Here is a 21,699-nt window from a genome sequence, read left to right on the forward strand (position 1 = left end):
TATTCCTCGCCTGATGGCGTCAGAAGGTGGTCCAGTTCTCTTCCGCTGCGGCGTTGGCGGCCGCGGGTTTTACGGCCGGCGCTTTCGGCGCGGCGGCTTTCACGGCGGCGGGTTCGGTCTGCTCCGCCAAACGGAACACCGAAACGCTCTGCAGCAGCATCTCCGCCTGCTCTTCCAGCGAATCGGCGGCGGCGGCGGACTCTTCCACCAGCGCGGCGTTCTGCTGAGTGGTATGGTCCATTTCGACGATCGCCTGGCCAATCTGGGCGATGCCGCGCGTCTGTTCATCGGAGGCGGCGGCGATCTCGGCCATGATGTCGCGCACGTGGGTGACCGAGCGGACGATCTGCTCCATGGTATTGCCGGTGCTTTCCACCAGTTCGGTGCCGGTTTTCACCCGGCTGACCGATTCGGCGATCAGCCCTTCGATCTCCTTCGCCGCCTGGGCGCTGCGGCTCGCCAGGCTGCGCACTTCGCTGGCGACCACCGAGAAGCCGCGGCCCTGTTCGCCGGCGCGCGCTGCTTCCACCGCGGCGTTGAGCGCCAGGATGTTGGTCTGGAAGGCAATGCCGTTGATCAGGGTAGTAATTTCGGCGATACGCTGCGAACTGCTGGAAATATCGCGCATGGTGCTGACCACGTTCTCCACCAGCTTGCCGCCCTGTTGCGCGGTCTGCGAGGCGTCGGTGGCCAGCTGATTGGCATGATGGGCGTTGTCGGCGTTCTGTTTCACCGTGGCGGTCAGCTGTTCCATGCTGGCGGCGGTTTCCTCGACCGCCGCCGCCTGCTGCTCGGTGCGGGAAGAGAGATCGGTGTTGCCGGCGGCGATTTCCGCCGAGGCGGTGGAGACCTGGCTGACCCCCATCTGGATCTTCTCAATCATGGTGCGCAGATTTTGGCTCATCGCCGCCACCGCGTTCAGCAACTGCCCCAACTCATCGCGGCGGGTGCTGGTCTGCGCCTGGCGCAGATCGCCGCCGGCGATGCGTTCCGCCATCGCCAGCGTACTTTGCAGCGGACGGGTGATCTGCAGCGTGATACGCCAGGCGATAAGCACTCCGGCGATAATCGCGATCAGGGTGGTGATGCCCATCTGCAGCTGCGCCAGGTTGATGTTGCTGCGCGTCTGCGCCAGTTCGTCTTGCATAAAGGCGTTCACCAGCGTGCCGATCTCATGCGCGCGTTCACCGAGCTGTCGGCTGATTTGCTGCTCGTGCTCATAGGCCGGTAGGTAGGCCGCGATGCGGTTTTTGTAATCGTCCAAAGCGGCCAGCAGCGGCTGCAGCTGCGGGCGCTGCGCGTCGCTGACCCGGCGGCTCAGGGCGTTGGCCGCGTCGCGCGCGTCGTCGATGGCCGCCATCAGCGGCGCTTCGGTTTCCTTGTTCAGGCTCAGCAGCAGGCCGCGCGCGCCGTAGCGCACCTGGGTCAGCTTCTGGTTCAGTTGGATGAAGGCCAGTTGCAGATCGCCGTTGGTCAGCTGGCGCTCCACCTGGCTCAGGCTGGCCTGCACTTCCGACATGTTCCAGCTCTGGCGCACGGCGTCTTTCGCCGAGACCGCTTGCTCAAAGACCTTTTGCTGCTGCTGATATTCCCCGATCAGCGTCACCAGACGCTGCAGATCCTTGCGGCTTTGGGCGTCCCAGTCCAGCGCCTGTCCCTGCTCTATCAGTTTGACGGCGTTTTCAATATTGGCGCGGTTGTTCTGCAGATACTCCGGCTGGTAGGTCTGGCCGTACATGGCGCGGTTGTATTTGGCCTGGTTGATCTCCTCGTTCAGCCGGTTGCTGAAGTCGATACGATCGGCGCGGGATTCAATGATATGCAGATATTGCGCTCCGGTGCCGGCGATGACGACCGCCAACAGCAGCAACAGCGCGAAGCCGAGGCCGAGCTTTTTACCTACGGTGAGATGAGTGAACTTTCCTGCCAATGCTTGCAATGCCGCCATAGCGTTTTTCCTTCTCCGGGCGAACGTCAATTGAACAAACCATCGGCAGGAAGTGGTCAAACTTTAGCGGGTTTCAGGCAAAAAAATACCCGCCGGCGGCGGGCATCTTCATCAACAGGGGCGAATTACTTCTTCGCGGCGAAGCGCGCGGCGGCTTCATCCCAGTTGACCACGTTCCAGAACGCCTTGATGTAGTCAGGACGTTTGTTCTGATATTTCAGGTAGTAAGCGTGTTCCCACACGTCCAGGCCGATGATTGGGAAACCGGAAGCGCCGGCGACGGCTTCGCCCATCAGCGGGCTGTCCTGGTTGGCGGTAGACACTACGGCCAGCTTGCCGTCTTTCAGCACCAGCCAGGCCCAACCGGAACCGAAGCGGGTGGCTGCGGCTTTCTCGAACTCTTCCTGGAATTTCTCAACGCTGCCGAAATCGCGCTCGATGGCCGCTTTCAGATCGCCGCCCAGCGTGGTGCCGGTTTTCAGGTTTTTCCAGAAGAAGCTGTGGTTGGCGTGGCCGCCGGCGTTGTTGCGCATGAAGGTGCGTTTGTCGGCAGGCACTTTATCCAGATCCTGGATCAGCTCTTCAACGCTGTATTTGGCCAGCTCAGGGTAGGCTTCCAGCACGGTGTTGGCGTTGTTGACGTAGGTCTGGTGGTGTTTGGTGTGATGGATTTCCATCGTCTGCTTGTCGAAATGCGGTTCCAGTGCGTCGTAAGCGTACGGCAGGGATGGCAGTGAATAACTCATAATCATCATCTCCAGTGGTGTATGGGCGGCGCAAAGGGCGAGCACCGCGTAAGCAGTCGGATCATTATAGTTAATTAAATGATATTGAAAATGATTATCAATGCCCTGTTAACTGTGTGGTTAATGAACAAATCGTTGCGTTAACATGCTGATAGAAGAGGGCGCTGGGGGGCCGCGTCGAACCGCCGCCCCGGCGCGTTGGTTACTCTCTATACTGTAGGGAGCGCCAACGCCGAAATGTATCGAAATGTGCCAATGCGTTCACTGAATGAGCACGAGTGTGTAACAACCACAAGCACGCTGTGGTAATATGGCCGGCGTTCGTAGCAAGCATAACAACAGTGACATTCGCGTTTGCCGCGCTAGCGGGCAGGCGCATTTGAACAATGTGACAATCGAGAGTAAAGGAGACCCCCATGCAGGTCAGCAGAAGGCAGTTCTTTAAGATCTGCGCTGGCGGTATGGCAGGAACGACGGTGGCCGCGCTGGGCTTTGCCCCCGAAGTGGCGTTGGCGGAAACCCGGCAGTACAAACTGCTGCGCGCCCGCGAGACCCGTAATACCTGTACGTATTGTTCCGTCGGCTGTGGGCTGTTGATGTACAGCCTTGGTGATGGCGCCAAAAACGCCAAAGAAAGCATTTTCCATATCGAAGGGGATCCGGATCACCCGGTAAACCGCGGCGCGCTTTGCCCGAAAGGCGCCGGCCTGGTTGACTTCATCCACAGCGAAAGCCGCCTCAAGTACCCGGAATACCGGGCGCCAGGGTCGGACAAATGGCAGCGCATCAGCTGGGACGACGCCTTTACCCGCATCGCCAAGCTGGTGAAGGAAGACCGTGACGCCAACTTCATCAAAACCAACGACCAGGGCGTTACCGTCAACCGCTGGCTGACCACCGGCATGCTGTGCGCCTCGGCCGCCAGCAACGAAACCGGTTTTCTGTCGCAAAAATTTAGTCGCGCTCTCGGCATGCTTGCCGTAGACAACCAGGCGCGTGTCTGACACGGACCAACGGTAGCAAGTCTTGCTCCAACATTTGGTCGCGGTGCGATGACCAACCACTGGGTTGATATCAAGAACGCGAATTTGATTATCGTCATGGGCGGTAATGCGGCGGAAGCGCATCCGGTGGGGTTCCGCTGGGCGATGGAAGCCAAAATACACAACAATGCCAAGCTGATCGTGATCGATCCGCGCTTTACCCGAACCGCATCGGTGGCGGACTTCTACACGCCGATCCGCTCCGGGACCGACATCGCTTTCCTGTCGGGCGTGTTGCTGTATCTGATGACTAACAACAAATTTAACCGCGAATACGTCGAGGCCTACACCAACGCCAGCCTGCTGGTGCGGGAAGACTTTGCCTTCGAAGACGGCTTGTTCAGCGGCTACGACGCGGAAAACCGCAAGTACGACAAAACCACCTGGAACTACCAGTTCGACGAGAACGGCTTCGCCAAGCGCGACGTCACGCTGCAGGATCCGCGCTGCGTGTGGAACCTGCTGAAGCAGCACGTGAGCCGCTACACGCCTGACGTGGTGAGCAACATCTGCGGCACGCCGAAGGACGATTTCCTCAAGGTGTGTGAATACATCGCCGAAACCTGCGTGGCGGATAAGACCGCTTCGTTCCTGTACGCCCTGGGCTGGACTCAGCACTCGGTCGGCGCACAGAACATCCGCACCATGGCGATGATCCAGCTGCTGCTCGGCAACATGGGCATGGCGGGCGGCGGCGTCAACGCGCTGCGTGGCCACTCCAACATCCAGGGTCTGACCGATCTCGGCCTGCTGTCGCAGAGCCTGCCGGGCTACCTGACGCTGCCGTCGGAGAAACAGACCGATCTCGAGACCTACCTGAAGGCTAACACGCCGAAGGCGCTGCTGCCGGGCCAGGTGAACTACTGGGGCAACTACCCGAAATTCTTCGTCAGCATGATGAAGACCTTCTACGGCGACAAGGCGCAGAAGGACAACAGCTGGGGCTTTGACTGGTTGCCGAAGTGGGACAAAGGCTACGACGTGCTGCAGTACTTCGAGATGATGGCGCAGGGCAAGGTCAACGGCTACTTCTGCCAGGGCTTTAACCCGGTGGCGTCGTTCCCGAACAAAAACAAGGTGGTGGCTTCGCTGTCCAAGCTGAAGTTCCTGGTGACCATCGATCCGTTGAACACCGAGACCTCCAACTTCTGGCAGAACCACGGCGAGTTCAACGAAGTGGATCCGTCGCAGATCCAGACCGAAGTGTTCCGCCTGCCGTCCACCTGCTTCGCCGAAGAGAACGGCTCGATCGTCAACTCCGGCCGCTGGCTGCAGTGGCACTGGAAAGGCGCGGACGCCCCGGGTGAAGCGCTGAACGACGGCGAGATCCTGGCGGGCATCTTCAGCCGCCTGCGCGAGATGTATGCGCGCGACGGTGGCGCGGTGCCTGAGCAGGTGCTGAACATGACCTGGGACTACCTGACGCCGGACAACCCGGCGCCGGAAGAGGTGGCGCAGGAGAACAACGGCAAGGCGCTGGCGGATCTGCTGGATGCCGACGGCAAAGTGCTGGTGAAAAAAGGCGAACTGCTCAGCTCGTTCGCGCAATTGCGCGACGACGGCACCACCGCCAGCGGCTGCTGGATCTTCGCCGGCAGCTGGACGCCGGCCGGCAACCAGATGGCGCGGCGCGACAACGCCGATCCGTCCGGCCTCGGCAACACGCTGGGCTGGGCCTGGGCATGGCCGCTCAACCGTCGCATTCTGTACAACCGCGCCTCGGCGGATCCGCAGGGCAAACCGTGGGATCCGAAACGCCAGCTGCTCGAGTGGGACGGCGCCAAGTGGGTCGGGGCCGATATCCCGGACTACAGCACCGCCGCGCCGGGCAGCGACGTTGGGCCGTTCATCATGCAACCGGAAGGCATGGGCCGCCTGTTCGCCACCGACAAGATGGCGGAAGGGCCGTTCCCTGAACACTACGAGCCGTTCGAAACGCCGCTCGGCACCAACCCGCTGCACCCGAACGTGGTGTCCAACCCGGCGGCGCGCGTGTTCAAGGACGATCTGGCGGCGATGGGCAAATCCGACAAGTTCCCTTACGTCGGCACCACCTATCGTCTGACCGAGCACTTCCACTACTGGACCAAGCACGCGCGGCTGAACGCCATCGCCCAGCCGGAACAGTTCGTGGAAATCGGCGAAAAGCTGGCGGAGAAGAAGGGCATCAAGCAGGGCGATACCGTGAAAGTCAGCTCCAACCGTGGCTACATCAAAGCCAAGGCGGTGGTGACCAAGCGTATTCGCACGCTGCAGGTGCACGGCCAGGAAGTCGACACCATCGGCATCCCGATCCACTGGGGTTACGAAGGGGTGGCGAAGAAAGGCTTTATCGCCAACACGCTGACGCCGTTCGTCGGCGACGCCAATACGCAAACGCCGGAGTTCAAGGCGTTCCTGGTCAACGTGGAAAAGGTGTAACGGAGACGAATTATGGCCATGCAATCTCAAGACATCATTCGTAAATCCGCCACCAATGGTTTCACGCCGGCGCCGCGCGCCCGTGACCACCAGGAAGAAGTGGCCAAACTGATCGATGTCACCACCTGTATCGGCTGCAAGGCCTGTCAGGTGGCCTGTTCCGAATGGAACGACATCCGCGACGAAGTGGGACACAACGTCGGGGTGTACGATAACCCCGCCGATCTGACCGCCAAGTCGTGGACGGTGATGCGCTTCTCCGAGGTGGAGGAAAACGGCAAGCTGGAATGGCTGATCCGCAAGGACGGCTGCATGCACTGCGCCGATCCGGGCTGCCTGAAGGCCTGCCCGTCGGAAGGCGCGATCATTCAGTACGCCAACGGCATCGTCGACTTCCAGTCCGAGCACTGCATCGGCTGCGGCTACTGCATCGCCGGCTGCCCGTTCGACGTGCCGCGCATGAACAAGGACGACAACCGGGTGTACAAGTGCACCCTGTGCGTCGACCGCGTGGACGTCGGCCAGGAACCGGCCTGCGTGAAAACTTGCCCGACCGGCGCCATTCACTTCGGCACCAAGGAAGCGATGAAGCAGGTGGCGGCGGATCGCGTCAGCGAGCTGAACACCCGCGGTTACCAGAACGCCGGTCTGTACGATCCGGCGGGGGTGGGCGGCACGCACGTGATGTACGTGTTGCACCACGCCGACAAACCGCAGCTGTACCACGGTTTGCCGGACAACCCGAGCATCAGCCCGGCGGTGACCTTCTGGAAGGGCGTGTGGAAACCCCTGGCGGCCATCGGCTTTGCCGCCACCTTCGCGGCCAGCGTGTTCCACTATGTCGGCGTCGGGCCTAACCGCGTCGAGGATGAGGACGAGCACGACGAGTCGCACGACGAGGAGACGCGCAAATGAGAAAGGAAAAGCCCATTCAGCGTTACAGCGCGCCGGAGCGCATCAACCACTGGATCGTGGCGTTCTGCTTCGTGTTCGCCGCCATCAGCGGGCTGGGGTTCTTCTTCCCCTCCTTCAACTGGCTGATGAACATCTTCGGGACGCCGCAGCTGGCGCGCATTCTGCACCCGTTTGTCGGGGTGATCATGTTCGCCGCGTTCCTGCTGATGTTCCTGCGCTACTGGAAGCACAACCTGATCAACCGGGAAGATATCGTCTGGGCCAAGAACATCCACAAAATCGCCATGAACGAGGAAGTGGGTGATACCGGGCGATATAATTTCGGCCAGAAGTGCGTGTTCTGGGCGGCGATTATCAGCCTGGTGCTGCTGCTGGCCAGCGGAGTGGTGATCTGGCGGCCGTATTTTGCGCCGTCGTTCTCCATTCCGCTGATCCGCATCGCGCTGCTGGTACATTCGCTGGCCGCGGTCGGCCTTATCATCGTGATTATGGTGCACATTTACGCCGCATTGTGGGTAAAAGGCACCATTACCGCGATGGTGGAAGGCTGGGTGCCGGCGGCCTGGGCCAAGAAACATCATCCGCGCTGGTACCGTGAGGTCCGCGAGAAACGACAGGAAGATAAACCCTGATGAGTATCCGCATCGTTCCTAAAGAGCAGTTAGGGGCACAGCGTGAGAAGTCCACAACGGCGGAGAACATCCCGCCGTTACTTTTCGCCAACCTGAAAAGCCTGTACAGCCGCCGCGCCGAACGTCTGCGTCAGCTGGCTGTCGACAACCCGCTGGGTGACTACCTGAACTTCGCCGCCGAGCTGGCGCAGGCGCAGCAGCATGCGCTGCACGATAACCCGCTGGCGCTCGATCTTAGCGAAGCGTTGGCGCAGGGCGCCGCCAGCGGCAAACCGCCGCTCGATCTGAGCGTGTTCCCGCGCAGCGAGCACTGGCGCAAGCTGTTGACGTCGCTGATCGCCGAGCTGCGCCCGCAGGCGCCGGAACACATTCTGGCGGTGCTGGACAACCTGGAGAAGGCCTCGGCGCACGAGCTGGAGCTGATGGCCGACGCCTTGCTCAACCGCGAGTTCGGCAAGGTAGGCAGCGAGAAGGCGCCGTTTCTCTGGGCCGCGCTGTCGCTCTATTGGGCGCAGATGGCCAGCCTGATCCCCGGCAAGGCGCGCGCCGAATACGGCGAGCAGCGCCAGTTCTGCCCGGTGTGCGGCAGCATCCCGGTCTCCAGCATGGTGCACATCGGCACCGTCAACGGCCTGCGCTACCTGCACTGCAACCTGTGCGAAAGCGAATGGCACGTGGTGCGGGTGAAGTGCAGCAACTGCGAGCAGACTCGCGATCTCAACTACTGGTCGCTGGACAGCGAGCAGGCGGCGGTGAAGGCGGAGAGCTGCGGCGACTGCGGCACTTACCTGAAGATCCTCTATCAGGAAAAAGACCCGCAGGTCGAAGCGGTGGCCGACGATCTGGCTTCGCTGGTGCTGGACGCCCGTATGGAAGAAGAAGGCTTCGGCCGCAGCAGCATCAATCCGTTCCTGTTCCCGGCGGAGTAACCGCCCGGCCCCGTTCGCGCGGGGCCGGATGAGCAATTTCAGAACGGGCTTCTGGCAATCGCCCGGGCGAGTTGCTACGTTTAGGCCATAACGCGCCAAGCGAAAGGAACCACGATGTTAAACACCCTGGCAAAACTGACCGCGGTCGCCGTGTTGGCGGTTGGACTGGCGGCCTGCGACAACAAAGACGACACCAAACCGGCGGTGCCGCCGCCGGACACCAAGCCGACCGTGACGCAGCCCGCGCCACCGCCGCCGCCTGCGCCGGTAGAAACCCCGCCCGCGCCGCCGGGGCTGAATGTGTCGCTGCAGAAGGGCAAGATCACCTTCGAGCTGCCGCCGGGCTTTAGCGATCAAACGCTGAACAGCGGCATCATCAACGACAGCACCTCCACCATTCAGCGCTTCCTTGACGGCAAGTCGCGCCAGAGCGCGGTCTCGTCCGAAGTGATCCCGCCGGACGGCATGAAGCTCAACACCAGCGACAAAATGCTGAAAGAGCTGACGCAGAGCGCCATCACGGTGCTGGCCGAGCGCTATCAGAATATCCAGACCACCAAAGAAGAGAACTTCAGCGTCGGCAAACAGAAGTTTCGCCGGGTGGATACCGAACAGACCGTCAACGGGCAAAAGGTGGTCTCCACCCTGGTGTTGACGGTGTTCAACAAGCGGGTGGTGACGTTGCAAATGCTGTCGCCGGCCAAAACGCCGGAAGTGCATCAGGCGCTGGTGCAGCGGATTATCGATACCCTGGCGGTGAAGTAAGGACGCCGCAGCCAGGACGAAGCGGAGGAGACCGGATGAAGCTTATCGGCAGTTACACCAGCCCCTTTGTGCGCAAGATTTCCGTGATGCTGCTGGAGAAGGGGATTGCGTTCGAGTTCGTCAACGATCCGCCGTATGAGCCCGGCAGCCGGGTGAAGGAGTTGAACCCGCTCGCCAAGGTGCCGGTGCTGATCGCCGATGACGGCGAGGTGTTTTACGACTCGCCGGTGGTGGCCGAATACCTCGAGCTGCTGGCGGTGGAGCCGGCGTTTTTGCCGGTCGAGCGCGCCGCTGCGCTGCGCGTCCGGCAGGTGGCGGCGCTGGCGGACGGCGTGACCGAAGCGGCGGCGACGCTGTTCCGCGAAAGCCGGCGCGCGCCGGAAAAACAGGACGAAAGCTGGATGCTGCGCCAGCGTGACAAGCTGACGCAGGGTCTGGACGCGCTGGAGGCGCTGGCGCGGGAAAAAGCGTGGCTCAATGCCGAGCGGCTGACGCTGGCGGATATCGCCACCGGCTGCGCGCTGGGCTACCTCAATTTCCGCCGCATCCTGCCCAACTGGTGCGTCGAACGCCCGGCGCTGGTCAAACTGGCCGAACGCCTGTTCGCCCGCGAAAGTTTCGCCCGCACGGCGCCGCCCTGAGCTTTCCTTTCTCCCCGCCGCGGCGGGGTTTTGCTATGCCGATACGTTTAAACTGAAAACCGAGCGACCATGAGCACTGAATCCCACCTTCTTTACAGCCAACTGCCCGCTATCGACCGCCTGCTGCGTGAACCCGCGATTGAACCGCTGGTGGCGCAGCATGGCCAGACGCTGATCGGCGAACTGCTGCGCCGGCTGCAGGCCCAGGCGCGCGACGCGATCAAACAACGGCAACGCTTGCCGGCCTGGTGCGGCGACTGGCCGCAGGCGCTGCGGGCCGAGCTGGCCCGGCAGCAACGCCCGGCGTTATTGCCGGTGTTCAACCTCAGCGGCACTGTGCTGCACACCAACCTCGGGCGCGCCCTGCTGGCGCAGCCGGTGAAGGATGCGGTGAACGCGGTGATGGGGGAGGCGGTGACGCTGGAGTACGATCTGGACGGCGCCGGGCGTGGCCATCGCGATCGGGCGGTGGCGAGTCTGCTGTGCCGGCTGACCGGCGCGGAAGACGCCTGCATCGTCAATAACAACGCGGCGGCGGTGCTGCTGATGCTGGCGGCGATCGCCCCCGGCAAAGAGGTGGTGGTGTCGCGCGGCGAGCTGGTGGAAATCGGCGGCGCGTTCCGCATTCCCGACGTGATGCGCCAGGCCGGCTGTCAATTGGTCGAGGTCGGCACCACCAACCGCACCCATCTGAAGGATTACCGCCAGGCCATCAACGAGCAGACTGGCTTGTTAATGAAAGTGCACACCAGCAACTACAGCATTCAGGGCTTTACCGCGGCGGTCGACGAGGCCGAACTGGCGCAGCTCGGGGCCGAACAGGGCGTGCCGACCGCCACCGATCTGGGCAGCGGCTCGCTGATCGATATGGCGCAGTACGGCCTGCCCGCCGAGCCGATGCCGCAGCGGCTGCTGGCCGCCGGCGTCGATCTGGTGACATTCTCCGGCGATAAGCTGCTGGGTGGCCCGCAGGCCGGCATCATCGTCGGCAAAAAGGCGCTGATCGCGCGCCTGCAGCAGCACCCGCTCAAGCGCGCGCTGCGCGTCGGCAAGCTGACGCTGGCGGCTCTGGAGGCCACGCTGCGGCTTTATCTGCAGCCGGAAAAACTGGCTGAGCAGCTGCCGACGCTGCGGCTGTTGACTCGCCCGCAGCAGGAGATGCAACAGGCGGCCGAGCGGCTGCTGACGGCGCTGACGCCGCGGTTCACCACCGATTTCGACCTGCGCGCCGAACCGTGCTGGTCGCAGATCGGCAGCGGTTCGCTGCCGGTGGATCGCCTGCCCAGCTATGCCCTGACCTTCACGCCGCGCGACGGCCGCGGTGCCACGCTGGAAGCGCTGGCCGAACGCTGGCGCCGTCTGCCGCAGCCGGTGATCGGCCGCCTCGGCGACGGCCGGCTGTGGCTGGATCTGCGCTGTCTGGAACAGGAGGGGGCGCTGATCGCAGCGCTGAGCGCATCATGATCATCGCCACCGCCGGCCATGTCGATCATGGCAAAACCACCCTGCTACAGGCGATCTCCGGGATCAACGCGGATCGCCTGCCGGAAGAAAAGCGCCGCGGCATGACCATCGATCTGGGTTACGCCTACTGGCCGCAGCCGGACGGCCGGGTGCTGGGCTTTATCGACGTGCCCGGCCACGAGAAATTCCTCGCCAACATGCTGGCGGGCGTCGGTGGCATCGATCATGCGTTGCTGGTGGTGGCCTGCGACGACGGCGTGATGGCGCAAACCCGCGAGCATCTGGCGATCCTGCGCCTGAGCGGGCGCCCGGCGCTGACGGTGGCGCTGACCAAGGCCGACCGGGTGGACGCGGCGCGTATCGATGAGGTGCGCGGTCAGGTGCGCGACGAGCTGGCGGGCCAGGGCTGGCCCGATGCGCCGTTGTTCGTGACCGCGGCGGTGGCGGGCGAGGGCATCGAGGCGCTGCGCGCGCATTTGCTGGCGTTGTCGCCCGCTGAACATGCGCTGACGCGCCGTTTTCGCCTGGCGGTAGACCGCGCGTTCAGCGTCAAAGGGGCGGGGCTGGTGGTGACCGGCACCGCGCTCGGCGGCCGGGTGAAGGTGGGGGATACGCTGTGGCTGACCGGCGCCGACGCGCCGGTGCGGGTGCGCGGCCTGCATGCCCAGAATCAGACCGTGGAGCAGGCGCAGGCCGGGCAGCGCATTGCGCTTAACATCAGCGGCGATGTCGATAAAGAGCGGGTCGCGCGCGGCGATTGGCTGCTGGCGCAGCGTCCGCACGAAGCGGCGGAACGCATTCTGGTGGCGCTGGAGACGGATCGGCCGATCCGCCATTGGCAGCCGCTGCATCTGCACCATGCCGCCAGCCACATCACCGGGCGCATTTCGTTGCTGAACGACGGGCTGGCGGAACTGATCCTCGATCGTCCGCTGTGGTTGGCGCAGAACGATCGGCTGGTGCTGCGCGATATCGGCGCGCGGCAAACGCTGGGCGCGGCTCGGGTGCTCAGGCTGAATGCGCCCAAGCGCGGCAAGCGTCAGCCGGACTATCTGGCATGGCTGCAGGCCCTGGCGCTGGCGCAGGACGATGCGCAGGCGCTGGCGCTTGAATTGCCGCACGGCGCGCTGTCACTGGCAGCGTTCGCCTGGGCACGTCAATTGACGGACGATGGCCTGGACGAGCTGCTGGCGAACCGCGATCTGCTGATCGTCGGTGACCGGGCGCTGGCGCAGGATCAGGTGCAACAGGCGGAAAGCCGCCTGCTGCAGGTGCTGGCGGAGTACCACCAACAGCACGCCGATCAGTTGGGCTTAGGGCGCGCCCGCCTGCGGCGCATGGCCCTGCCTCAGCAGCCGGAAACGCTGGTGTTTATGATGATCGATCGGCTGCAGCGGGCCGGCGCGCTGCGCAATACGCGCGGCTGGCTGCACCTGCCGGAACATGGCCTGGCGTTCAGCGCCGAAGAGGCGCCGCTGTGGGCGCGCATCGAACCGCTGTTCGGCGACGAGCCGTGGTGGGTGCGCGATCTGGCGAGCGAGCTGGGCGAAGAGGAGAGCCGGGTGCGCGCGCTGCTGCGCAAGGCGGCCCAACTGGGCCATGTGACGGCGGTGGTGGTGGATCGCTACTACCTCAGCCGACGCATCGATCAGTTCGCGGCGCTGATCCGCGAGCTGGATGCGGAGCGCGGGGGCGCCAACGCCGCCGATTTCCGCGATCGGCTCGGCGTCGGGCGCAAGCTGGCGATCCAGGTGTTGGAGTTCTTCGATCGCAGCGGCTTTACCCGCCGCAAGGGCAACGAGCATCTGCTGCGCGACGGCGGGTTGTTCGGTAGCGAGTCCCCTACCCGATAAACCTGACGGCGGCCCGGCTGACGTCGGGCGTTTGGGCGGTGAGAAACGCCTGTAAACGTTCGATCAGCGGCCGTTTTGCCGATTCTTCCGGCCATACCAGATAGTAACCGTCGCCGGTGCGCACGGCGACGTCACAAGGCAGCACCAATAATCCCTCCTCAATCGTCCGCAGGCTCAGCGCCAGATCGCCGATCGAGACGCCGTGCCCGGCAATGGCCGCCGCGTTGCCCTGTTCCAGCGAATCAAATACCTGGCCGCGCATGAGATCGATCGGGGCCGCGATGCCGCTTTTCTGCAGCCAGCGCCGCCAGTCGCGCCGATCGGGCGACGGGTGGATCAGCGGGCAGGCGGCGAGATCCCGCTGCCCGTCGGCGAGCAGCGCGGGGGCGCAAATCGGGATCAGCCATTCGTCGAACAGCTTGGCGGCGGCGGTATTGGCGCCAAAATGGCCGTTGCCGAGCAGGATGGCGCAGTCGTAGGGTTCGCTGAAAAAATCAACGCTGTCGATGTCCATCCAGACGCTGGCTGCCTGCACCTCGAACGCCTGCGCCGTTTGCCGGAACCGGCTCAGGCAGTCCAGCAGCCAGCGCAGGGTCAGGGTGGAGGGCGCCTTCAGCCGCAGCAGATCGCGGTGGCTTCTGAACAGCTCGCAGGCTTGCTCGATGCGGCCAAACCCTTGCTGCAGCTCGGCGGCGAAGATTTTCCCCTGCGGCGTGACCTCGATACGCGGGCCGTTGCGCTGGAACAGCCGGCAGCCGAAGTGCTGCTCCAGCGTTTTGATGTGCTTGCTGACCGCGCTCGGGGTGAGATGCAGCTCCTCGGCGGCCAGCGTGAACGAGCCGGTGCGGGCGGCGCTTTCGAAGGCGCGCAGGGCGTAAAGCGGCGGAAGGGAACTGGCCATCGCGGCGTCTCTAATAATGAGTCTGATTCACAGTAAACGACAGGATTACTCCTTTTTCAAGGCGGGGGCGGCGGCATGATAATGGCGCGACGCCAACTGACTGAATGTGAGTGAAATAAAGATGAACCTGTCGTTACTGGCGGCGTATTTCGCCGCCATTTTGTTGCTGATCGCCACGCCGGGGCCGGTGGTGGCGATGGTGGCCAACACCGCGGCGCGCTTTGGCGCCCGGCGCGCGCTGTTGACCGCGCTGGGCAGCAACGGAGCCTCCTTGTTGCTGATCGGCGTCGCCGCGCTGATTATCACCGGGCTGTTCACCGTGGATATGCGCTTGCTGCAGTGGATAGGCCTGCTGGGTTGCCTGTTTATCGGCCGTATGGCGATCGTCTCGCTATATGAGGATTTATCCGCGCGAGCCCCCGATGTGCAGCCCGTTGCGCCGCCGCAAAAACGCTCGGCGATCCTGAACGGTTTTCTGGTGGGCATCGCCAACCCCAAAGACATTATCTTCTTCGTCGCCTTTTTCCCGCAGTTCATCGCCGTCACCCCCTCGATCGGCGCCAGCCTGACGCTGCTGACCGCGCTGTGGGTGCTGGCGGACTTCGCCATTTTGCTGACCTATATCACCCTGCTGTCGGGAACGGCGCTGCAGCGCGCGCGGCGGGCGATCTCTGTCCTGTCGGCGTTGCTGTTGTTGGCGGTGGCGGTGGTGGGAACGGGGTGTGCACTGTGGGGGTTGCTCGGCTGAAGCCGCATAAAAAACGCCGGTCGGGAAACCGGACCGGCGTTTTATCGTCGCGTTTACGCCGCGCCGTTCGGCTGCGGCGTGGGGTCGCCGTTACGGCGTTTGCCGAGGAACAGCGCCACCAGCGTCAGCCAGCACAGGCCGCTGATGAGGTTGAACAGGTTGAACAGCCCGCTGCCGCCCCAGACGTAGGCGACCTTGGCCAGCTCGATGCCGACGGTGAACACCATCATGCTCAGCATGCCCATCGTGGCCGACACTGTGCCCTTGCTGACGTTGCTGGAGAACAGCGTCAGGCGGTACAGCCCGGCGTTGGCCAGGCCAATGCCGAAGGCGTACAGGCTCAGGCCGGCGGTCATCCACAGGTAGGCGTGGCTGGAGAACTGGGTCGCCAGCGCGGCGATCAGCAGCCCCAGCAGCATCGGGCCTGCGCCCAGCTTGATCAGGCGCTCCACGCTGTTTTTGCCGGTCAGGCGTGCCAGCGTCAGGTTGCCGAGGATCAGCGCGCCGAACACCGGGATCTGCAGCAGGCCGTAGTCCAGCGTCGACAGCGACTCGCCGCTGATCAGGATCACCGGCGACTGGGCGATCCAGGCCAGCAGCGGCAGGCTGGCGAAACCGATCGCCAGGGCGCCGCACAGGAAGCGGCGGTTGCCCAGCACCTGGCGGTAGTCGCGCCACAGGTTGGCGGCGGAAAACGCCTCGCCCTGCAGCGTGGCGGTTTCCGGCATCGCTTTCCACAGGCCGTAGAAGGCGATGGCCGCCAGCGCCGCAAACAGCACAAACATGCTCTGCCACGGCGCTACGTGGATTAACGCCGCGCCGGCCAGCGGCCCGAGCAGCGGGGCGATCAGCGCCACGTTAGCCATCAGGGCGGTGATTTTGATGCACACCGCCTCCTCGAACGACTCCTGGATGGTGGCGTAGCCGACCGCGCCGATAAAGCACAGGCCGATGCCCTGCAGGAAACGCATGGCGATAAACTGCTCGATGGTGGTGACCAGCAGGATCGCCAGGCAGGAGACGGTGAAGAACGCCACCCCGGCCAGCATCACCGGGCGACGGCCGCGACGATCCGACAGCGGCCCGAGCAGCCACTGCAGGAAAATGCCGCCGGCCAGATAGGCGGTCATTGAGGTGGGCACCCACTCTTCGCCGGCGTTGAAATCCGCCACGACGGCCAGCATGCCCGGCTGAATCATATCGTTGCCGATATAGGTGGCGAACTCGAACAGCACCAGACAAAGAGGGAATAAAAGCGCCTGCCGGCCCAAACGTGCCGCAGGTGGTAATGTCGTTTTCATATTATTGTACTGATAGTAAAAGAGAAAAAGGAACTGCCAGGGCGGGAAGCGCAAACTGAGCGAGTTGTGGCGGCTATTTTGCCGCCAATTGTTCACCTTCGCAATCATAAGGTGTTGTTTAAGTGCATTCTGATATTTCGCTTTTGGGTTGTTGCCGAACGCCGTGCCCGATAACCTCTTCTTAACATATCAATATGACACAAGATCGGGCGAGCGTTTGAGCGAGAAAATCGGCTGGATAGACAACCTGCGGGCGATGGCGTGCATGATGGTGGTGATGATCCACGCCACCACCTATTACATCACCAACGGCGCGGCGATAGGGTTGCACAACTGGGACATCGCCAACGTGCTGAACTCGCTGTCGCGCGTGTCGGTGCCGCTGTTCTTTATGATTTCCGGCTACCTGTTCTTCGGCGAAAAGAGCGCCGGCCGGCGGCATTTCACCCGCATCATCTGCTGCATTCTGTTCTACAGCGCCATCGCGCTGATCTATATCGCGGCCTTCACCAAGATCGGTTTCTGGCCGTCGCTGCGCGGCATCCTGCAAAAGCCGGTGTTTTACCACCTGTGGTTTTTCTACGCCATCGCGGTGATTTACCTGCTGTCGCCGCTGATCGGCGTTAAATCGGTGTCGCGCCGCTACCTGGCCGCCGCGCTGGTGGTGTTGGCGGCGATCGCCAACCCGAATACCGACAAGCTGGCCTTCGGCAACGCGCACCTGCTGCCGGTTAACCTGTATATCTACGGCGATACCTTCTACTACCTGCTGTATGCGTTGGCCGGGCGGGCGATTGGCATGATGGAGGCGCGCGGGCGCGCCGTGGGCTGGTTGGCGGCATTGGGATTTGCGCTGTGCGTGGCGCTGATCGCGCGCGGCACCAAGCATCAGCTGTTCATCAACGGCAACTTCGCCGATACCTACTACATCTACAGCGGCCCGCTGGTGTTTATGGCGGCGGTGGCGCTGCTGGTGTGGGTGAAACACTGTTTGCCGCAGCCGATCGGCTGGCTGAGCGTATTTTCCCGCCATTCGCTGGCGATTTACGGTTTTCACGCCCTTATCGTTAACGTGATGCGCAGCCGGCACCTGGATTTCACCGGCCACCCGCTGCTGGATATCTTCTGGGTGTTCGGCGTGGCGCTGGGGCTCAGCCTGCTGCTGTCTGTCGGCCTGCAGCGGCTGGATACCCGCCGGCTGGTGTCATAGCGGCGAGCGCTGGCGCTGTTGGGCGCGGCGCAGCTGCCGCCCGGAAGAAAAACCGGCCGCCAGCGCGGCCTTCTCCAACCCATACCCTTGCTGCAGGCGCTGTTGCGCCACCGCCAACCGCAGCTGCTCATGATATTCCCGTACGCTGATGCCGACGTGGCTGCGAAACAGCCGCGCCAGATGGCGGCTGCTGACGTGCGCCTTCTCCGCCACCTGCGGCACCGACCAGTCGGCTTCCGGCTCGGCGGCCATCACGTCCTGCGCGCGGTGCACCGCCGGGTGCAGGTGGTTGCGGTAGCGCAGCCAGGGCGACAGCTGCGGATCGTCGCCGGCGCGGCGGAAATAAACCACCATGTCGCGTGCGACGTCGCGCGCCCGGCCGGAGCCGCAGTGACGGTGAACCAGATGCAGCGCCAAATCGATGCCGGTGGTGATGCCCGCGCTGGTGTAGACGCCGCGGTCTTCGACGAAGATGCGGTTCTCTTTCACCTGCGCCGCCGGCGCCTGCAGGCGGATGCGTTCGATGACGTCGTGGTGGGTGGTGCACTGATAGCCGTCGAGCAGCCCGGCCTGCGCCGCCAGCAGCGCGCCGGAGCAGATGCACACCAGGGTGATGCGCTGCCGCTGCAGATCGGGCCGCAGCGTCGCCAGCCAGCGGCGGGCCTGCTCGGCCTCTTCACCGGCGAAATAGCGCTGCGAATCGCCGACGCCCGGCAGCACCAGAATGGCGCCGTCTTCCAGGCGTTCGGGCAACGGCTGCAGGCCGCTCAGCGTCATGCCGATGGAGCAGACGACCTGCGGCGCCGGGCTGAGGTAACGCAGGCTGAACGACCCGGCGAGGCGCAGGGTTTCCGCCGGGCCGCTGACGTCGAGCGACAGCACGTTGGGCAACAGCAGAAAATAGACGGCCTGCGGCATGGTTACTCCTGTGCGAGTTGCGCCAGCGCCTCATCCACGCTGGCGATGCGGGCGAAACGATCGACCAGTACGGTTTCAGTATGCCGCTTCAGCTGCGCGGGGGTAAAGACTTCACCGTCGGGATGGCGCATCGGGAAGGTCAGCGTCGCCTCGGTGACGAAGGTCACCCGATAACCGAGATCGGACGCCACCCGGGTGGTGGTTTCACAGCACTGTTCGGTGCGGATGCCGGAGATGATCAGGTGGTTGATATCCCGCTCGCGCAGCCAGGCGTCGAGGCCGGATTCGGTCAGCGCATTGTGCACATGCTTATGCACGGTGATATCCGCCTGGTGGGTGAGGAACGGCAGGCGCTGCACGTGGCCTGAAGCCAGCGAGAACGGCCCCTGCGGCGAGACGTGCAGCACGTCGACCAGCGCCGCGCCGCGTTGCTGGCAGCCCGCGATCAGGCGGGTCAGCGCCTGTTGAAACGCCGGCAGATCGTCCTCCTGCCAGAATGGACGGTGCTGGAATGATTGCTGGACATCGATGATCAATAACGCGCTCTGTGACATTTTCGGCCCTCCGCCAATGTGTGTAGCGACCATCTTGCGCCGCGCCTTACTCTGGCAGAAGGCCAAAAACGGCCATCATGATGACAACAGCGGACCGACCTTAAGCTTTGCTCACCTGGCCAGCCACCAGGCGCCCCTGATGGAAGGTGGCGCTGCGCGCCGGCAGGCGGGCGACCGCCTCGGCGGAACAGCTGGCGTTGACCAGCACGAACTCGGCGGCATCGCCGGCTTTCGGCCAGGCGCGCTGGCCCTTATCGTCCAGCGGCAGCACGCCGCCGGTGGAGATGGCCATGGCGCGCGACAGGTGATACTCGTCGGAGCCGCGGTACAGCTGGGCGTACAGGTTGGCCTTTTCCAGGATGTCGCCGGTGCCGAACGGCGACCAGTGGTCGATCACGCTGTCGGTGCCGGTCATCACGAACACCCCTTTCTCGCTGAGCTGCGGCAGCGGCATCATCAGGCTGCCGATCGGCACCGTGGAGGCGATGGTGATCTGCTGCGCCGCCAGCCGGGTGGCGGTTTCCGCCAGTTCGCCCGGCGTCAGCGTGGTCAGGGCGAAAGCGTGGCTGATGGTGACCTTGCCGCGCAGCGCCGGGTTTTTCTCCACGGTGGCGATCATGTAGTTGATGGCGGCGACCCCGGCCGGGCTGGTTTCATGCAGGTGGATATCCACGCCTTTGCCGGTATCGAGGGCGATCTGGAACATGGCGTCCAGCGATTTCTCCATCGCGCCGTCGACGTTGGTCGGATCGAGCCCGCCGACGTACTGCACGCCCATCTGCATCGCTTCGCGCATCAGCGCATCGACTTTGGAGTGCAGCAGGCCGTGCTGCGGGAAGGCGACGATTTCACAGCTGAAGTCCGCCCGGTGGTTTTCCAGCGCGCGCTGCAGGTGCTCCAGGCTTTTCAGGCCGCTGACCGGATCGATATTGCAGTGGCTGCGCGCCACGGTGCTGCCTTTGGACTGCAGCAGGGCGATCAGATTTTCCGCCCGCTGCTGCGAGGTGGGCAGCAGTTTCGGGATCAGCGTCTGCTCCAGCGCGATCATGTCCATGATGGTTTTGCCCTGGCGCGGGCGCGGCGCCTGCCACGGGCCGCTGTAGAAGGTTTTGTCCAGGTGGATGTGCATATCGCGAAACGCCGGCAGCAGCAGCCGGCCCTGTGCCTGATAGCGGGGCACGCCGGCGGGCAACGCGGCGTTGGCGGCGTGAATGGCGGCGATCTTGCCGTCTTTGATCTCAAGCGTGTACAGCGCGGTGCGGGTGCCGATCACCGTGTCGCCGTCGTATTCAAAGCCGTCTTCCAGCCGCACCTCGCTCAGGCAGTAGTGGCGATCGGTCAGGGTCATCGGCGTTGGCGCACACTGCTCGCCGCCAGGAGACGCGGCCTGTGCCACGCCACCGGTCAGGCCGATCACCGCGCAGGCGGTGGTGAGTTTGCCGGTTTGGCTGAGGAAGGCTCTGCGGCCCGGTTGTTGAGGGTTTTCCACGTTCGGTTCCTTAATCCAGAGGTGAGGGAGTGAAAACATCCCCCAATTTAGGAGAGGAAGCGGCCGGTTGGCAGCGACATTTGCCACTGGTGACTATTCGATTTGGTAATGACCGGCGCCCATCGGTTGAATGGCTTTCCTGGCTTGCTCTTTCGTAGCTTTAATAGCTACATTTGTAGTCATTAAAGCTACATTGAGGTTAGCGTGATGCACGATCCGATGCTCGAACTGCTGTTCAGCGAATACCGTAGAAAAGTGCTAAGCCTGCTGTTTATTGAGCCCGGGCGAGCGTTTCACGTGCGGGAAATTGCGCGGCGTACCGCAACTCAGGCCGGGACTTTACATAAAGAGTTGAGCAGGCTGGCTGAGGGGGGCATTTTGCTCAGGCAGCGGCAGGGCAACCAAATTTGCTATCAGGCCAACGCTGATTGCCTGATTTTCCCAGAGCTGGCGGCTATTTTCCGCAAGGTTTGCGGGCCGGCGGAGCGCTTAAGGCAGACATTGGCAGAGTTTGGCGCAGCTATTGAACGGGCCTTTATTTTTGGTTCCGTCGCCAGTGGCAAAGCGACGGCGGCCAGTGATATCGATGTGTTGATCGTCGGTAAACTGTCTTTTGCGGATGTGGTTCAGGCGGTTTACCCGCTGCAGGAAACGCTGGGTCGGGAAATTAACCCCAAACTGTACTCGCCGGAAGAGTGGCGGGCGGCTTTGGTCGAGAACTCCGCGTTTATACAGGACATTATGCAGAAACCCCAACTTTGGATTGCGGGAGACAAGGATGACGCTGGACAATCTGGTCGGGCTGGGACTGGAGGTGATAACGCCTGACGCAGGGGCGATTAAAAAATTGCTGGCCGCCGCCGCGCGCAACCGACGCGATGCGGGTATCACTCAGCTCAGCAATGAGAGCCGTTTCGACACGGCATATAAGGTGATCATGCAAATGGCTAATGCCGCTTTACAAGCCAAGGGGTACCGTACGCTGACCAGCAAACCCGGTCATCACCAGACCATGATCCAAACGTTGCCGCTCACCGTAGGGTTGCCGCGCGAGGCAATGATCTGCCTGGATGCATTGCGAAAACAGCGCAATGTGGCGGATTACTCCGGCGATTTGGTGACGGACGCGGCGGTACAGGCTTGCCTTGAGCAGACCAAAGCGCTGTGGGTACGGATTATCGACTGGCTGCAGCGTGAATACCCGCCGATAGTGGCGTAAGC

19 protein-coding genes are annotated in these 21,699 nt (G+C 63.2%); 12 read left to right on the plus strand and 7 right to left on the minus strand.

The window, feature by feature from the left end:
* Positions 1-19: 19 nt before the first annotated feature.
* Together ACOWVD_RS19520 and sodA are read right to left on the minus strand one after the other, a co-directional pair.
* Positions 20-1,948, minus strand: coding sequence for a methyl-accepting chemotaxis protein (locus ACOWVD_RS19520; RefSeq protein WP_197800717.1), 1,929 nt, complete (start codon positions 1,946-1,948; stop codon positions 20-22).
* A gap of 125 nt (positions 1,949-2,073) precedes the next feature.
* Positions 2,074-2,694: a superoxide dismutase [Mn] gene (gene sodA, locus ACOWVD_RS19525; protein ID WP_004934003.1), complete on the minus strand. Its 621-nt coding sequence runs from the start codon at positions 2,692-2,694 to the stop codon at positions 2,074-2,076.
* 416 nt (positions 2,695-3,110) lie between these two features.
* Here sodA and fdnG point away from each other — a divergent pair, with 416 nt between their 5' ends.
* The 8 genes from fdnG (at position 3,111) to selB (ending at position 13,357) form a co-directional block, all read left to right on the plus strand.
* Positions 3,111-6,158 carry a formate dehydrogenase-N subunit alpha gene (fdnG, locus tag ACOWVD_RS19530; RefSeq protein ID WP_103086119.1) on the plus strand — a complete coding sequence of 1,016 codons (3,048 nt, stop codon included), beginning with the start codon at positions 3,111-3,113 and terminating at the stop codon, positions 6,156-6,158.
* A 12-nt stretch (positions 6,159-6,170) separates the two neighbouring features.
* Positions 6,171-7,073 carry a formate dehydrogenase subunit beta gene (gene fdxH, locus ACOWVD_RS19535; protein WP_004934014.1) on the plus strand — a complete coding sequence of 301 codons (903 nt, stop codon included), beginning with the start codon at positions 6,171-6,173 and terminating at the stop codon, positions 7,071-7,073.
* Complete coding sequence (fdoI, locus tag ACOWVD_RS19540) at positions 7,070-7,705, plus strand: formate dehydrogenase cytochrome b556 subunit (RefSeq protein WP_004934017.1); 636 nt, start codon at positions 7,070-7,072, stop codon at positions 7,703-7,705. Before fdxH ends, fdoI begins: the two co-directional genes overlap by 4 nt.
* The gene (fdhE, locus tag ACOWVD_RS19545) at positions 7,705-8,634 is read left to right on the plus strand and encodes a formate dehydrogenase accessory protein FdhE (RefSeq protein WP_004934019.1); all 930 of its coding nucleotides are present in this window, start codon (positions 7,705-7,707) and stop codon (positions 8,632-8,634) included. The genes fdoI and fdhE overlap by 1 nt, the downstream gene beginning before the upstream one ends.
* A 114-nt stretch (positions 8,635-8,748) precedes the next feature.
* Entirely contained in the window at positions 8,749-9,399 is a 651-nt protein-coding gene (locus ACOWVD_RS19550) for a DcrB-related protein (protein WP_004934023.1), read from the plus strand.
* A gap of 35 nt (positions 9,400-9,434) precedes the next feature.
* Positions 9,435-10,040, plus strand: a complete 606-nt coding sequence (locus tag ACOWVD_RS19555; protein WP_033631412.1) for a glutathione S-transferase — start codon at positions 9,435-9,437, stop codon at positions 10,038-10,040.
* A gap of 69 nt (positions 10,041-10,109) precedes the next feature.
* A complete protein-coding gene (gene selA, locus ACOWVD_RS19560) occupies positions 10,110-11,504 on the plus strand; it encodes an L-seryl-tRNA(Sec) selenium transferase (protein WP_088381115.1) in 1,395 nt (464 codons plus the stop codon).
* Positions 11,501-13,357 carry a selenocysteine-specific translation elongation factor gene (gene selB / locus ACOWVD_RS19565; RefSeq protein ID WP_160125834.1) on the plus strand — a complete coding sequence of 619 codons (1,857 nt, stop codon included), beginning with the start codon at positions 11,501-11,503 and terminating at the stop codon, positions 13,355-13,357. Before selA ends, selB begins: the two co-directional genes overlap by 4 nt.
* Here the strand turns inward: selB and ACOWVD_RS19570 are convergent.
* Entirely contained in the window at positions 13,347-14,258 is a 912-nt protein-coding gene (locus ACOWVD_RS19570) for a LysR family transcriptional regulator (RefSeq protein WP_015376176.1), read from the minus strand. The two genes, selB and ACOWVD_RS19570, sit on opposite strands and share 11 nt — an antisense overlap.
* A 121-nt stretch (positions 14,259-14,379) precedes the next feature.
* Between ACOWVD_RS19570 and ACOWVD_RS19575 the strand changes: the two genes are divergently transcribed.
* A complete protein-coding gene (locus ACOWVD_RS19575; RefSeq protein ID WP_197763950.1) occupies positions 14,380-15,006 on the plus strand; it encodes a LysE family translocator in 627 nt (208 codons plus the stop codon).
* A 53-nt stretch (positions 15,007-15,059) separates the two neighbouring features.
* Here the strand turns inward: ACOWVD_RS19575 and ACOWVD_RS19580 are convergent, their stop codons facing one another.
* Positions 15,060-16,307 (minus strand): MFS transporter, encoded by a 1,248-nt coding sequence (locus ACOWVD_RS19580; protein WP_197763951.1) that lies wholly within the window; start codon positions 16,305-16,307, stop codon positions 15,060-15,062.
* Positions 16,308-16,524: 217 nt separating this feature from the next.
* Between ACOWVD_RS19580 and ACOWVD_RS19585 the strand changes: the two genes are divergently transcribed.
* Positions 16,525-17,517 carry an acyltransferase gene (locus ACOWVD_RS19585; RefSeq protein ID WP_421105745.1) on the plus strand — a complete coding sequence of 331 codons (993 nt, stop codon included), beginning with the start codon at positions 16,525-16,527 and terminating at the stop codon, positions 17,515-17,517.
* Here ACOWVD_RS19585 and ACOWVD_RS19590 read toward each other — a convergent pair.
* The 3 genes from ACOWVD_RS19590 to ACOWVD_RS19600 form a co-directional block, all read right to left on the minus strand.
* Entirely contained in the window at positions 17,512-18,435 is a 924-nt protein-coding gene (locus ACOWVD_RS19590; RefSeq protein ID WP_015376180.1) for a GlxA family transcriptional regulator, read from the minus strand. The two genes, ACOWVD_RS19585 and ACOWVD_RS19590, sit on opposite strands and share 6 nt — an antisense overlap.
* A 2-nt stretch (positions 18,436-18,437) precedes the next feature.
* Positions 18,438-18,989, minus strand: coding sequence for an isochorismatase family protein (locus ACOWVD_RS19595; protein WP_004934049.1), 552 nt, complete (start codon positions 18,987-18,989; stop codon positions 18,438-18,440).
* Positions 18,990-19,089: 100 nt separating this feature from the next.
* A complete protein-coding gene (locus ACOWVD_RS19600) occupies positions 19,090-20,478 on the minus strand; it encodes an amidohydrolase family protein (RefSeq protein ID WP_342579140.1) in 1,389 nt (462 codons plus the stop codon).
* 207 nt (positions 20,479-20,685) lie between these two features.
* Between ACOWVD_RS19600 and ACOWVD_RS19605 the strand changes: the two genes are divergently transcribed.
* Positions 20,686-21,306, plus strand: a complete 621-nt coding sequence (locus ACOWVD_RS19605; protein WP_164095878.1) for a nucleotidyltransferase domain-containing protein — start codon at positions 20,686-20,688, stop codon at positions 21,304-21,306.
* Entirely contained in the window at positions 21,257-21,697 is a 441-nt protein-coding gene (locus ACOWVD_RS19610; protein WP_164095877.1) for a DNA-binding protein, read from the plus strand. Before ACOWVD_RS19605 ends, ACOWVD_RS19610 begins: the two co-directional genes overlap by 50 nt.
* Positions 21,698-21,699 lie beyond the last annotated feature (2 nt).

This window comes from Serratia sp. SA088, from assembly GCF_049065515.1.
Lineage (GTDB): Bacteria > Pseudomonadota > Gammaproteobacteria > Enterobacterales > Enterobacteriaceae > Serratia > Serratia nematodiphila.